The sequence below is a fragment of the Ruegeria sp. AG6 genome, assembly GCF_056541565.1.
Window position 1 is genome coordinate 136807 of the sequence record NZ_JBQFYQ010000008.1, and the last position, 12806, is coordinate 149612.

Sequence of the window (12806 nt, forward strand, 5' to 3'; positions counted from 1 at the left end):
CTTGTAAGTGACCTGCCTTTCGGCCGAAAGCCGTATGTGAACTGCTCATGCTTGGCGGGATTTACAGCGAAATTCACGGCCCCTTGGACCCGACTGATGTCGACACGGCGCCGCAGCAATTTACCGCAACGCCGTCCAACGTGGTATTTCTTCAGATCGCGGCCTTTCGGCTTTCATCCAGGTAAATTTCACGAAGGCGTTTGGCAATCGGACCGGGTGTACCATCACCCAGCGTGACTCCGTCAATTTCAACCACCGGCATCACGAAAGCACTGGCCGAGGTCGTGAAGGCCTCATCAGCCTCTTTGGCTTCGTCGATGGTAAACAGCCGCTCTTCAACTTCCATCTGTGCTTCGGCTGCCATGCGCAGCACGGCCTTGCGAGTGATCCCGTGCAGGATGTCGTTGGACAGCGGGCGAGTCACGATCTTGCCGTTCTTGATGAAATAGGCGTTGTTGCTGGTGCCCTCGGTTACAAAGCCGTCCTCGACCAGCCATGCATCGTCGCACCCCGCTTTCTTGGCCATCATCTTGCCCATCGAAGGGTAAAGCAGTTGCACGGTTTTGATGTCGCGGCGGCCCCAACGGATGTCCTCGATAGAGATGATCTTGGCACCTTTCCGTGCCGCCGGGCTGTCAGCCAGCCCGGGCTTGTTCTGGGTGAACAGAACGAGGCTTGGCTTGGTATCGGCCGAAGGGAAGACAAAATCCCGGTCGCCGTCACTGCCGCGCGAAACCTGAAGGTAAACCAGGCCCTCTTCGATGCCATTCAGATCAACCAGCTTGCGGTGGATTTCCAGCAGCTCTTCCTTGGTGCAGGGCTCGGCCATCTCCAGCTCGTCCAGAGACCGCTTCAGGCGCACCGCGTGACCCTCAAAATCGATCAGCTTGCCATCCAGCACACTGGTCACTTCGTAAACCGCGTCTGCAAACAGGAAGCCACGGTCAAAGATGGATACCTTGGCCTCGGTCTCGGGCAGGTATTCGCCATTTACATAAACGGTTCGGGTCATGTTTGTCTCCTCAGCCCCAGAGCGCCGCTTCGGGCGGGTGAACTCCGGCGTCGTCAAAAATCAGCGGGGTGTCGCGGTCTTCGGCCAACAGAAGCGGGCCGTCAAGGTCCGTCACCACCGCACCCTGCGCCAACAGTGTCGCGGGTGCCATGGCAAGCGAACTGCCAACCATGCAGCCGACCATGATGTCATACCCTTCCGCGATTGCGGCTTTGCGCAGTTCAAGCGCCTCGGTCAGGCCACCGGTCTTGTCGAGTTTGATGTTGATGACATCGTATTTCCCCTTAAGCCCGGGCAGGCTGGCGCGATCATGGCAGGACTCGTCGGCGCAGACGGGCACCGGGCGGTCCATTCCGATCAAAGCGTCGTCGTCACCGGCCGGCAATGGCTGCTCGACCAGTGCCACGCCCAAACGCACAAGATGCGGGGCGAGGTCGGCGTAAACCTCGGCCGACCAGCCTTCGTTCGCATCCACGATGATCTTGGCGTTCGGAGCACCTGCGCGCACGGCCTCGAGCCGGGGCATGTCATCTGGCGTGCCCAGCTTGATCTTCAGAAGCGGGCGGTGCGCGTTCTCGGCCGCCTGAGACTGCATTGCCTCCGGAGTATCCAACGACAGAGTATAGGCCGTGATCTCGGGTCCGGGCACCGGCAGGCCCGCCAAATCCCAGGCGCGTTTTCCTGCGCGCTTGCTTTCCAGATCCCACAAAGCACAATCCACGGCGTTCCGGGCGGCACCGGCAGGCAGCAGGTCCATCAGCGACCGACGGCTAAACTCAGCAGGCAGACCGGCGATCTCGGCCTCGACCGACTCGAGCGTTTCGTCATAACGCGCATAAGGGACGCATTCGCCCCAGCCCTGATGCGTTCCGTCCGACACCTGCACCGTCAGCACCTTTGCTTCGGTCCGTGACCCGCGCGAGATGGTAAACACCTGCGCCAACTGAAACACATCGCGAGAGACCTCTATCTGCACGCACCCGCTCCTTCATCTTTTCCGGAATACTCACGCCGGAGGCGAAACACCCCCGCCACCGGCGCATTGTTCAGATCACATTGCGGCCAGCGCGTCCACCAGCTTACCGGCACCGAAGCGGAACGGGTCGGTTGCGGGCAGACCCAGCTCTTCCTCGACCTTGGCCAGATAAGCCTTGGCGTCGTCTTCGCTCAGGTTCTGCGTGTTGACCGACACACCCGCAACCTGACAGGCCGGATTTGCAATCCGCGCCAGCGGCAGGGCCGTGTCACGCAATTGCGCCAGTGTCGGCAGGGAATACTCGGGCAGACCACGCATATGGGTCCGGGTCGGTTCGTGGCACAGGATCAGTGCGTCGGGCTGCCCGCCATGGATCAGCGCCATGGTCACACCCGAATAAGAGACATGGAACAGCGACCCCTGCCCTTCAATGTGGTCCCAGTGATCCTCGTCATTGTCCGGTGTCAGATATTCGACCGAGCCAGCCATGAAGTCTGCAATGACCGCGTCCAGCGGAACACCTTGCCCGGTGATCAGGATGCCTGTCTGGCCTGTGGCACGGAATGTGGATTTCATGCCGCGCTTGCGCATCTCGGCATCCATCGACATCGCCGTGTACATCTTGCCGGCCGAGCAATCGGTTCCGACTGCGAGGCAACGCTTGCCAGTGCGCTTTCGGCCATTTGCGATCGGGTATCCGACAGTCGGCACACGCACGTCATGCAAGGTGCAACCATGCGTTTGTGCCGCGGCAACAAGATCACCTTCATCGCGCAGCAGGTTGTGCAAGCCCGAAGCCAGATCAAAGCCCATTTCCAGCGCTTCAATCAAAACTTCTTTCCAGGCGTTGCTGATCACACCGCCACGGTTGGCGACACCGATAACCAGCGTTTTAGCGCCGGCCGCTTTGGCCTCGGTCAGGGTCATATCCTTCAGACCCAGATCAGCCTTGCAGCCGTCCATACGATATTGGCCGACGGCGTTTTCCGGGCGCCAATCCTTGATGCCCACAGCCACTTTGGCCGCCAATTGGTCGGGCGCATCGCCCAAAAACAGCAGGTACGGTGTCTCGATCATTGCGGTCACTCCTTTGATTCCGGCCTAAGCTAGAGAAGCGTTTAAACGAGCGTTTCGCGTTTTGGTCCGCCAAACACGGCAGGTACGCGACATTCTTGCGCCACGGGCACAAAAGACGCAAAATTCTTCGAAGTTTTTAAAATGATTAAACTTTAATCACCACTTCCCAGCTGCTGACACGCAGCATTCTGCACCCGCATTGCCGCAGATGCACAATCTCCCTTGCGCCAGGTTGCGCAATTTAATACCTCATTGGGCGAGAATATCGCAATTTCATTACCCACACGAGGTCCAGATGAGCTTTCGCATCCAACCCGCCGCGCCTGCACGACCCAATCGCTGCCAACTGTTTGGTCCGGGATCGAATACCAAACTGTTCCCGAAAATGGCAGCTTCTGCTGCGGATGTGATCAACCTTGACCTTGAGGATTCGGTTGCTCCTTCGGACAAGGACATAGCCCGCGCCAATGTCATCGAAGCCCTGAACACTGTTGATTGGGGCAACAAATACATGTCCGTTCGCATCAACGGATTGGATACCCCCTATTGGTATCGTGACGTTGTCGACGTGTTGGAGCAGGCAGGCGACCGTCTGGACCAGATCATGATTCCCAAAGTCGGCTGCGCATCGGATGTCTATGCCGTGGATGCCCTTGTCACCGCCATTGAACGCGCCAGGGGCCGGACCAAACCGATCAGCTTCGAGGTCATTATCGAATCCGCAGCCGGTATCGCGCATGTGGAAGAGATCGCAGCCTCCTCTCCCCGCTTGCAGGCCATGAGCCTTGGAGCCGCAGATTTTGCGGCCTCGATGGGAATGCAGACCACGGGCATCGGCGGCACACAGGAAAACTATTACATGCTGCGCGAGGGTGAAAAACACTGGTCCGATCCGTGGCACTGGGCCCAAGCCGCCATCGTTGCCGCCTGCCGCACCCATGGGGTGCTGCCAGTGGATGGGCCATTCGGGGATTTCAGCGATGATGAGGGATACATCGCTCAGGCGAAACGCTCGGCCACGCTGGGCATGGTCGGCAAATGGGCGATCCACCCCAAGCAGATTGCACTGGCCAATCAGGTCTTTACCCCGTCGGATGAGGCCGTTTCCGAGGCGCGCGAAATCCTGGCCGCAATGGAACAGGCCAAAGCCAACGGTGAGGGTGCAACCGTCTATAAAGGCCGCCTTGTCGACATCGCCTCAATCAAGCAGGCCGAAGTCATCGTGGCGCAGGCCGAACTGATTGCGGCGGGCTGCTAAGCCATAAAAAGGGCGCTCCATCGAGCGCCCCTTTCAAATTCTTCAACGGCCAAAAACGTCATTGGGCGTCCATGTGAAGCGTTCCCCCTTCTTTCCTGACTTCATCATCAGGCAAGAGGTTCCCAGTTTCTGGAAATAGACGATCTTCAATGGATACCAGCCCGCCTTGGGCACTTCCACTTCGGTGCGTTGATTGGCTTCACAGCCCTGAATGCCATTTACCCGGCCAATCTGCTGACCGCCAACCCAAGCCTCTATCCCGTCATTCGACCAGGTTTCCAGCTCGTAAACGCCAGGTGAGTCAAAGCGCATATAGCCTGTGACCTCGGCGGCAACGTTGTAGGCTTGGTCGAAGGTCAAGACATCCTCACCCTTGCTGGTGTCCCTGTAGTCCAACCCGCGCAACGGCTTTCCGGGCTTCGCCTTAGACAGCATGCTTTTTGCCTGACTCAGATCCCGGATCTTCTTGTGTTGATTGCCTGTACCAGAGTATTTGACATTCAACCCCGCCTTCGGAGATGGCTGTGGATTGGCAGGTTGCAGTTTCAACGGGGCAGACAAAGCAGCCCCGGCAATGACCGAGATGGCAACTGCGGTCGCCACTGTTCGAACGAGTTTCATCGTAATCTCCCTGTTTGCGTACCGTTTTGGCTGGGCGTTTCCCCTGGCAACGTCATTACAATGACACTAGGCCCTGAAAATTTGCGCTGCAAGAGAGTGTGGCTTCACATTTCCAGTGGTTAAGCACGCAGATCCTTGGGTGACCCCATGACCACATAGGATGTGATCGACGTGACATGAGGCAGCGTTCCCAGCACCTCGGTATGGAAGGTCTTGTAGGACGGCAGATCGGCGCATTCGACACGCAGCAGGTATTCGATTGTACCGGTTATGTTGTGGCATTCGACCACTTCGGGGGCTTGTTGCAGGGCCCACTCGAACCCCTCTTGCGCCGCTTTCGTGTGTTCACCAAGACCGACCCCGATATAGGCGACAAAGCCGACACCCATCGCGGCCGGTTTCAGAACCGCACGATAGCCTGTGATTACGCCGGCCTTCTCAAGCTCTTGAACGCGACGCAGGCAGGCGGACGGAGACAGCCCGACCCGTTCGGCCAACTCCAGATTGCTGATGCGCCCATCACGGGTCAGTTCGTGCAATATCTGGCGATTTATCCGATCATTCTTCATCATAAGTTGCAGAAATAGCGGAAATGCGCACGAAAAAGCAATTTCATTTGCTGCCGGTCAGACGATACTTCGCAGCATGACTTACGACATCCTTCTGGCGCTCATCGCTTTTGCCTTCGTGACATCCATTACGCCCGGGCCGAACAATCTGATGCTGATGGCATCGGGTGCGAATTTCGGCTTTCGGCGTTCGATCCCGCATATGCTGGGCATTGGCCTTGGCTTCACGCTCATGGTGCTGCTGGTCGGTGCAGGGCTGGTTCAGGTCTTTGACCAGTACCCGGTCAGCTATTCAGTGCTGAAGGTCGTATCGGTGATCTATCTGCTTTATCTGGCATGGAAGATCGCGCATGCCGCGCCAGCCGCAGGCGATTTGGCAGCGGGGACACCCATGACGTTTTTGCAAGCCGCCGCCTTTCAGTGGGTGAACCCCAAAGCCTGGGCCATGGCCCTGACCGCCACAACCGCTTACACGCCCAATCAGACCCTGCATGCGATTGCGCTTGTGGCGTTGGTTTTCGGGGCGGTCAACCTGCCATCGGTGAGCACATGGACCTTTCTCGGGCAGCAGATGTCGCGGGTGCTGACGAACCCGCGCAGGCTGGTTGCGTTCAACTGGACAATGGCGGTGCTGCTTGTGGCCTCGCTCTATCCCGTTCTCTGGCCCAGTTGACCCAGACAGGTTTCGGCCAGCACATCCTCGGGCGCGGTGTCGGGTGGGTACAGGGTCAGACGCCGCGTAAGTTTGTCGTGGGTGCAGGCCAGAGCGCGCAGCGCGGGGTCTTTCTTGGCGGTGGCCATCAGTATCCGGTTTTCCATTCACCCATCTGAAATCGAACATCTTCACCACTCGGATCTTGCCGAGTTGCATCCGGAGCACCGTCAGGCCATATAGCAGGGAACTTTCGCGTTGAGAGGCGTCATGACCCAGTATCTGGATTTCGAAAAACCGCTGGCTGAAATTGAAGGCAAGGCTGAAGAACTGCGTGCGTTGGCCCGCACCAACGAAGAGATGGACGTAACCGAAGAAGCCGCCGCGCTGGACGCCAAAGCCGCCAAGCTTCTGGATGAGCTTTATGCCGACCTGACCCCATGGCGGAAATGCCAGGTCGCCCGACACCCGGAACGCCCGCATTGCAACGATTACGTCAATGCCCTGTTCACCGAATTCACCCCTCTGGCCGGAGATCGCAATTTTGCCGATGATCTGGCGGTGATCGGCGGGCTTGCACGTTTCAACGATCAACCCGTCATGGTGATCGGCCATGAAAAAGGCAGCGACACCAAATCGCGGATCGAACGAAATTTCGGCATGGCCCGTCCCGAAGGCTATCGCAAGGCCGTGCGCCTGATGGAGATGGCCGGGCGGTTCGGCCTGCCAGTGATCACCCTGATCGACACCGCGGGCGCCTATCCCGGCAAAGGCGCCGAGGAACGCGGTCAGTCCGAAGCGATTGCCCGCTCGACCCAGATGTGTCTGAAGATCGGCGTGCCCCTGGTGTCGGTCATCATCGGCGAAGGCGGCTCGGGCGGGGCCGTGGCCTTTGCCTCCGCCAACCGCGTGGCAATGCTGGAACACTCGGTCTATTCGGTGATCTCGCCGGAAGGTTGCGCATCGATTCTTTGGAAAGATGCAGAAAAGATGCGTGAAGCGGCCGAGGCGCTGCGTCTGACCGCTCAGGATCTTCACAAGCTTGGCGTTTGCGACCGGATCATCCCTGAACCCAAGGGCGGCGCGCATCGCGATCGTCCGGCCGCTGTCGAGGCTGTACGCGCGGCTCTCACCGATATGCTGGCGGAACTGGACGGCAAAGACGCGGCGACCCTGATACAGGACCGCCGTCAAAAATTCCTCGATATCGGCTCGAAAGGGTTGGCGGCGTAACCGTCAGCCGCCCAACCTGCGCAACAACGCAACCGAGGGTTCTCCGGTGACCGCCAGGCCATTGGCGCTTTGATACGCGCTGATAGCAGACGTCGTGTTTTTGCCGATCACCCCATCCGCGCCTTTCGTATCATACCCTTGGGATGTCAGCCGCCGTTGCAATTCCTTGCGGTCGTCCAATGTCAGACCGTTTGCATCTGGCCCGAACGAGGCCTGAAACGGCGCGCCACCGGCGATTCTGTCCGCCAGATGACCGACCCCGATCGCGTAACTGTCCGAATTGTTATAGCGCTTGATGACCTGAAAATTGCGGAAGACGGCAATGCGCGGCCCGGGTTTCTGCGGTTGCAGCACGGCGACCGGCGTGCCGGAAACGGTTCCGACCTCGCCCCCCCAAGGCTGCCCCCGCACCCAGCCTGCGCGCGACAGGTAAGCAGCGGTCGAAGCCAGCGAATCCGTCGGATCGTCCGACCAGATATCGCGCCGCCCGTCGCCGGTGAAATCCACGGCATAGGCCAGGTAAGAGGTTGGAATGAACTGCGTGTGCCCCATCGCACCGGCCCAGCTGCCGGTCATCCTGTCTGGCGTGGTGTCACCATTCTGAAGGATCTTGAGCGCCGCGATCAACTGGCTTTCAAAGAACTGACCACGCCGCCCGTCATAGGCCAGCGTCGACAGGGCTGACACAACGGGCACATCGCCGCGACGCGCGCCATAGCGGCTTTCCAGCCCCCACACTGCAACGACGATTTCCTTGTCCACCCCGTACTGCGCCTCGATCTGCGACAGCGTCCCGTTGTATTGCCGCAGCATCTTCTGGCCGGTGCTGATCCGCTCGTCCGAGGCGGCAATGGCCAGGTAGTCTTCGAGCGAGCGTTTGAACTCTACCTGATTGCGGTCGCGCTCGATCACATCGGGCAGATACCCTGCCCCCTGAAAGGCGCGGTCAATCGTGGATTGTGAAATACCTTGCGATGCCGCCCTGCCCTTGAACCCGGCAACCCAGGCATCCCAACCCGCATTGGGAACAGCCCGCATACGCGATGCAGGCGCGCTGGATGGCGCACCGCCACCCGTGCAGGCGGCCAACAATGTTGATCCAAGGCAAATGGAAAAAGTCCGTCGAGTGATCATGGCTGTGGTCTGCTCTTGTTTGTGATTTGCCTCAAGAGTAACCCAGTCGGACTGAACAGGCCAGAACGGTGAAACCTTGAGCAGTAGGCGCGGGAATGTCGGCGGGATGCCGCTCAGCTCACCAGCAAGCGCAATCCCTGCGTCACGTCCGAACGGACCGCCAGGCGCAAGCCCGGTTCGTCACCGGCCTTGAGGGCCGCAATGATCAGCTTGTGATAATGCGGTGGCTCAGTGCGCCTGAGACGCCCGTAAAGCGCCCTCATCGTCGGCCCGAGTTGCAGCCAGACCGTTTCGGCAATGGCCAACATCGCGGGCGCCTGAGCGCGCAGGTAAAGGGTGCGGTGAAATTCCAGATTTGAACGGATGTACCCAACCGCGTCCCGCTTGGTCACCATCTCGGCAACGGTCATGTTGATGGTCTGCAAGCGGTCGATCAGCGCAATATGCGCCCGGGGCAAAGCCCGGCTGGCCAGCTCGACTTCCAGCAACGCGCGCAACGCCGCCAATTCTTCTATCCGGTCGTTGGTCAACTCAGGTGTCGAGACCCGGCCGGAATTGGACAGGAACAAAGCCCCCTCGGCGGCCAGACGGCGCACGGCCTCTCGCGCCGGGGTCATCGAGACGCCGAATTCCTTGCCGATGCCACGCAAGGTCAGCGCCTGTCCCGGCGCCATCTCACCATGCATGATTCGAGACCTCAGGGCTCGGTACACCCGGTCATGAGTGGCAGTTTGGGTGTCAGACGGGCGTGTGCTCAACATCCGCTTATGTGATCACAAAACAGTGCAAGGTCAACTCGGCTTTGCGTCAAACCTGTAACGATGCAGCTCTGCCCCATTGTCACGCAACCAGCGGCGGGGTTGCTGGCAGGGGCCGAAAATGCTTTCCACCTGTTCCCAGAACGCGGGCGAGTGGTTCATCTCGACAAGATGCGCCACTTCATGCGCGGCCACATAGTGCAGCACCTCGGACGGCGCGAGAATGAGCCGCCACGAGAACATCAATCCACCCTGTGAACTGCATGATCCCCAACGTGACCGCGTGTCGCGCAGGCCGAGCGTGCTGTACGACCGCCCCAGCATTGCCGCGTAATCATCACACGCGCCAATCAATCGGTCCCGCGCCAATTCCTTCAGAAACCGGGCCAATCTGCGTGCCTCGGCCCCTTCGGGCACTGCGACCTCATCCGCCATCAACTGAACACGCCGACCCTTGGCGGGCACGATTCGCCGGACAACGCCTTCAATCGGTATCTTCTGTCCGAACTGCACCACGGCCGTTTCCGGCCTGTCCTGCAAATGCTGGCGAATCCACTCTTCCTTGGTACGTGCGAAACTCAGCGCCTCGGATTCAGGCACACCGACCGGATAGGTCAGCGTAACCCTGCCATCCAGTTGAGAAATTCGCAAACTGATGCGCCGCGCCCGGGCGGATTTGCGCAGCCTCAGCGGCACCGGTGGTGTCCCTGGCAGTGCATGCTCTCCCATATCGCGACCTCTCTTGCGCAAAGACTTTGACAGTGCTCTCTGCCTGTGGCAGGTGAGCTGAATGATTTAGACGACTCACCTGATATCAAGGGGATTTGACATGCCCAAGGAAGAATGGGGCGTAAAGCGCGTTTGCCCGACCACCGGTAAGCGATTCTACGACCTGAACAAGGACCCGATCATCAGCCCCTACACTGGCGAGATCGTGGAGCTTGAAACATCCAAAAGCCGCATGATCGCGGCGGATGCAGAAGATGCCGCCTCGGTCAAAGCGCGTGAAAACGCGTCGGAAGAGGACCTGGTTCTGGATGACGACGACTCTGTCGACGTCGAACTGGATGACGATCTGCTGGATGACGATGATGACACCAGTGATGACGTGTCGCTGGATGATATCACCGACATGTCTTCGGAAGACGAAAACTGATCAAGTCAAAGGCGACCACAGGGTCGCCTTTTTCGTTCCACGGACAGCTTAGTGCGGAAATTCGCGTTCGATTCCATTTTTGGACTTGCACTCGTCGTCACTGTCTCCTAAACGTCCGTCCACCGCATCAGCGGTACCTAGATGGGGCCTTAGCTCAGTTGGGAGAGCGCTTGCATGGCATGCAAGAGGTCAGGGGTTCGACTCCCCTAGGCTCCACCATCCCGCACTTGAAAAACTCTCCATAGTTCTTCCATTAACTCGCGTGTTTCTTCCATTTTCTGGCCAACGCGACCTTTCGGGCGCTGCATGCGACCCGCAACTGTGTTAGTCAAAGCCAGTTCTCAGTGACCTAGGGGAAGAATCCGGAGGGTTGGCTTTGAATAGTAAAACCCGCCAACCAGGGCTGACGGGCTACCCCAAACAAGTTAGTTGGGGTGGAATTCATGGGCAGGTATTCAGCACCGCTCTATCCCCTTAAGCTACCGCCATGGCGAGCAGGACTTGAACCAGCAACCTGTGCCTACTGACCTGTTTCACGTCCCCTCTGGCACCTAGGGCCGTCGCCCACTCTACCTGCGCGCCCGGAGAATCTGTGACCACGGACTGTCCGAGGCGCGTCCCCATGGAAATCTGAGAATTTCGGATTGTCGGGCTTTCCCCGGCGCGGGTGCATAACTGCCTCCCTGAAACGTAAAATGCGCCACTACATCTTGTAGGGTGCACCTCTCTATTGTGCCAAGTTATGAATCGGCAGGACTCCTTTTATCAAGGTTTACCTTAAACGATGCCAGTCACGAACGGTGTCCTCTGATGAAAGTGTCAAATTACCGAGTTTTGTGGTAATTTCAGGCAATTAAGAATTTTTTGTTTTTTGGGTGATTAAATGTATCGATATTGTTTTGGACTCTTAACAATTATTTTTTCTACGATCTTCTTTGACCAGGCTTATGCCGCCCGAGACGTGTGCAATGCTGTGGACAGTGAAGCAAGGATCGGATGGCCGGACAGTCTTTCCATGACTATAGCCGTCGATACCAGCAGTAAGATATGTCGCTTCTCGGTAGAAGGTGTGACGGCAGGGAGCCCTCCCCAATCGGAGGTATTCAATGCTCTCGATTTAGCTAGAAACGCTATTTCGAGTGGGAGTTCAACGAACTCCGAAGACATTGCAAAAAGCATCGCGCTGTTGCTGGCTGCCGCATCACCAGAGGATACGCCTGACGACGAGCTACTAACGAGCGAAGCCCAAGAAGGTATAGAAGCCTGCATTCGCATGACTGCGTTAAAGGAAGGTCAAGCCATCTTCTTTGGAGACGCCCATGATGCGGACTTGTCTTTTTTCGGTGCACGATGTGCGTGGGTGGCGTCTCCCCCGGATGCTTTGGAGAGCTTAAACAGTTTTTTGAAAGGCAATGTGACCGTTGAAGAGTTATTCCTACCTCAACTGGTATTTGTGAATGAGCGCGGAAGTTCAGTCGAAATCCTTTTCCTGCCGGTAGAGAATTCCCGATGACTGATGAAGACGAAAAAAAGTCGAAACCCAATGCGATCGAACAAAACCCCAAATTAGCCGACCGTGAAACAGGCGGTAGCGGCGATACAGGAGATCGAGACGAAGTTAGCCACGGCGGCGACGGTGGGGGTGGCGACAATGGTAACGGTGGCGGGGATGGAGACCACGCACCCGATCCCCCCCCAAGTTGGAGCAATCCGTTCAAGCGCCTTATTTGGTACATAGTCAAAATATTTCAGGACATTAGAGATGACGCCGTCAAAGAAGTTATAAAGTTCTTTCTCTATGGGGGGTCTTCAGTAGCTGGATTACTTGCACTGCTTCTTCCATCGGAACCGCCCCAATACGATCCACGATTCCGAGATGTTTCAGAAGGCGGGCCCGGTTATGCGTATGCGAACGATATGTTGGCATTGATGCGTTCCGAGGGAGTAGCGGTCGACTGGGAGTCTGGGAAACCTACTGCATTGTTGTTTTGTTCGGATTTCAAAACCGACGGAGTTGAACCAGAGCAGCTTCTTGACGTTTTCATGAAAAGGTTTCCTGATTGCTTAGTGAACTCTAACGATGTGGCAAATCGCTACACACTAAACGCCGGCCCACAATCCATCGGGCCTGTTCCCGTCGAACCAGACAACACTGAGGCCGTATTCTGCGGATGCGACCAGTCCCGAGTCGAAAGAGTCACCAGGACAAGGCTTTTAATCCACTCACCTCAATGTGTGAAATTCAACGCCGATCGGTCAAATTGTGCAAGCGAATGACGCAGATCGAAATCAGTTAAATCAATTCCTTCTCGATAGCCAACTACTCGGGCACCGTGGCAATGCCGATCTGACCGATTTCG

Annotated in this window: 15 protein-coding genes and 1 tRNA gene; 7 read left to right on the forward strand and 9 right to left on the reverse strand. The window is 57.7% G+C overall.

Features of this window, described 5'->3' with window-relative positions; translation table 11 throughout:
• Positions 1–151: 151 nt before the first annotated feature.
• The 3 genes from ACR0I0_RS15945 to dgcN all read right to left on the reverse strand — a co-directional run bounded on the left by ACR0I0_RS15945 (position 152) and on the right by dgcN (position 3065).
• Complete coding sequence (locus ACR0I0_RS15945; protein ID WP_480492175.1) at positions 152–1012, reverse strand: D-amino-acid transaminase; 861 nt, start codon at positions 1010–1012, stop codon at positions 152–154.
• Positions 1013–1022: 10 nt separating this feature from the next.
• Positions 1023–1988, reverse strand: coding sequence for an N-acetyl-D-Glu racemase DgcA (dgcA, locus tag ACR0I0_RS15950; RefSeq protein ID WP_480492177.1), 966 nt, complete (start codon positions 1986–1988; stop codon positions 1023–1025).
• Between the two features lie 75 nt (positions 1989–2063).
• Positions 2064–3065, reverse strand: a complete 1002-nt coding sequence (dgcN, locus tag ACR0I0_RS15955) for an N-acetyltransferase DgcN (RefSeq protein WP_210092758.1) — start codon at positions 3063–3065, stop codon at positions 2064–2066.
• 295 nt (positions 3066–3360) lie between these two features.
• On the opposite strand from dgcN, the gene ACR0I0_RS15960 reads away from it, so the two are divergent.
• Positions 3361–4323, forward strand: a complete 963-nt coding sequence (locus ACR0I0_RS15960) for an L-malyl-CoA/beta-methylmalyl-CoA lyase (RefSeq protein WP_171722722.1) — start codon at positions 3361–3363, stop codon at positions 4321–4323.
• Positions 4324–4365: 42 nt separating this feature from the next.
• On the opposite strand, the gene ACR0I0_RS15965 is transcribed toward ACR0I0_RS15960, so the two are convergent.
• Both ACR0I0_RS15965 and ACR0I0_RS15970 read right to left on the reverse strand, forming a co-directional pair.
• A complete protein-coding gene (locus tag ACR0I0_RS15965; RefSeq protein WP_171722721.1) occupies positions 4366–4944 on the reverse strand; it encodes a PA14 domain-containing protein in 579 nt (192 codons plus the stop codon).
• A 119-nt stretch (positions 4945–5063) separates the two neighbouring features.
• Positions 5064–5516: an Lrp/AsnC family transcriptional regulator gene (locus ACR0I0_RS15970; RefSeq protein ID WP_480492180.1), complete on the reverse strand. Its 453-nt coding sequence runs from the start codon at positions 5514–5516 to the stop codon at positions 5064–5066.
• A 73-nt stretch (positions 5517–5589) separates the two neighbouring features.
• Between ACR0I0_RS15970 and ACR0I0_RS15975 the strand changes: the two genes are divergently transcribed.
• Positions 5590–6186: a LysE family translocator gene (locus ACR0I0_RS15975; RefSeq protein WP_209832242.1), complete on the forward strand. Its 597-nt coding sequence runs from the start codon at positions 5590–5592 to the stop codon at positions 6184–6186.
• Here ACR0I0_RS15975 and ACR0I0_RS15980 read toward each other — a convergent pair.
• Positions 6162–6332 carry a hypothetical protein gene (locus tag ACR0I0_RS15980; RefSeq protein WP_480492181.1) on the reverse strand — a complete coding sequence of 57 codons (171 nt, stop codon included), beginning with the start codon at positions 6330–6332 and terminating at the stop codon, positions 6162–6164. The two genes, ACR0I0_RS15975 and ACR0I0_RS15980, sit on opposite strands and share 25 nt — an antisense overlap.
• A gap of 103 nt (positions 6333–6435) precedes the next feature.
• On the opposite strand from ACR0I0_RS15980, the gene ACR0I0_RS15985 reads away from it, so the two are divergent.
• Positions 6436–7398 (forward strand): acetyl-CoA carboxylase carboxyltransferase subunit alpha, encoded by a 963-nt coding sequence (locus ACR0I0_RS15985; RefSeq protein ID WP_210092762.1) that lies wholly within the window; start codon positions 6436–6438, stop codon positions 7396–7398.
• 3 nt (positions 7399–7401) lie between these two features.
• Here the strand turns inward: ACR0I0_RS15985 and ACR0I0_RS15990 are convergent, their stop codons facing one another.
• From ACR0I0_RS15990 to ACR0I0_RS16000, 3 genes are all read right to left on the reverse strand, one after another.
• Positions 7402–8532 (reverse strand): lytic murein transglycosylase, encoded by a 1131-nt coding sequence (locus ACR0I0_RS15990; protein ID WP_171634569.1) that lies wholly within the window; start codon positions 8530–8532, stop codon positions 7402–7404.
• Between the two features lie 113 nt (positions 8533–8645).
• Positions 8646–9293: a GntR family transcriptional regulator gene (locus tag ACR0I0_RS15995; RefSeq protein WP_170346010.1), complete on the reverse strand. Its 648-nt coding sequence runs from the start codon at positions 9291–9293 to the stop codon at positions 8646–8648.
• 30 nt (positions 9294–9323) lie between these two features.
• Positions 9324–10019 carry a M48 family metallopeptidase gene (locus ACR0I0_RS16000; RefSeq protein ID WP_245217951.1) on the reverse strand — a complete coding sequence of 232 codons (696 nt, stop codon included), beginning with the start codon at positions 10017–10019 and terminating at the stop codon, positions 9324–9326.
• Between the two features lie 100 nt (positions 10020–10119).
• On the opposite strand from ACR0I0_RS16000, the gene ACR0I0_RS16005 reads away from it, so the two are divergent.
• The 4 genes from ACR0I0_RS16005 (at position 10120) to ACR0I0_RS16020 (ending at position 12723) form a co-directional block, all read left to right on the forward strand.
• Positions 10120–10446, forward strand: coding sequence for a TIGR02300 family protein (locus tag ACR0I0_RS16005; RefSeq protein ID WP_171634574.1), 327 nt, complete (start codon positions 10120–10122; stop codon positions 10444–10446).
• Between the two features lie 143 nt (positions 10447–10589).
• Positions 10590–10665: transfer RNA gene (locus tag ACR0I0_RS16010), tRNA-Ala, on the forward strand.
• 664 nt (positions 10666–11329) lie between these two features.
• Positions 11330–11959 carry a hypothetical protein gene (locus tag ACR0I0_RS16015; RefSeq protein ID WP_171722717.1) on the forward strand — a complete coding sequence of 210 codons (630 nt, stop codon included), beginning with the start codon at positions 11330–11332 and terminating at the stop codon, positions 11957–11959.
• The gene (locus ACR0I0_RS16020; protein WP_480492183.1) at positions 11956–12723 is read left to right on the forward strand and encodes a hypothetical protein; all 768 of its coding nucleotides are present in this window, start codon (positions 11956–11958) and stop codon (positions 12721–12723) included. The genes ACR0I0_RS16015 and ACR0I0_RS16020 overlap by 4 nt, the downstream gene beginning before the upstream one ends.
• The last annotated feature ends 83 nt before the right edge of the window (positions 12724–12806 follow it).